The following is a 354-nucleotide window of genomic DNA, read 5'->3' as shown; positions in this document are numbered from 1 at the left end:
AAAAAAGAATCACATCCTTCCATCAGGAAGCATGTCTGACGATGAGTTCTGGTGCCTGATTGAACTCACACCTATCCGCAGCGATAATATTATTAGGGCATTGCACGATTATTTTGTGTTGAATCACCCACGAATTCATTGTTGCAATGAACATGGTGTTAATAATGGTTACTTTGGGGCATGTATCGGCAGGTTTGAACATGTCATTCAGGTTGTTAATACGCTATTTAATTATTATAAGATGTCAAAAAGGGAAATGCCCGAGTGACTTTCTGAAAAAATCATTAGGTATTTCAGGGCAATGCCGTGAGCTTTAACCGCATTTCCAGCTTGTAACAAGCGGAAGCGACGAAA

The 354-nt window shown here is 39.8% G+C and carries 1 protein-coding gene; it reads left to right on the top strand.

Annotated features, from left to right (window positions below; genetic code table 11):
- Positions 1-13 precede the first annotated feature (13 nt).
- Positions 14-268, top strand: coding sequence for an adhesin biosynthesis transcription regulatory family protein (locus tag FDX22_RS19575; RefSeq protein ID WP_255432975.1), 255 nt, complete (start codon positions 14-16; stop codon positions 266-268).
- Positions 269-354: the final 86 nt, after the last annotated feature.

The organism is Citrobacter sp. TBCS-14 (assembly GCF_005280805.1).
Taxonomy (GTDB): Bacteria; Pseudomonadota; Gammaproteobacteria; order Enterobacterales; family Enterobacteriaceae; genus Citrobacter; species Citrobacter gillenii.
Note: the sequence above shows the minus strand (reverse complement) of the source record. Positions and strands in the feature narration are given on the sequence as shown.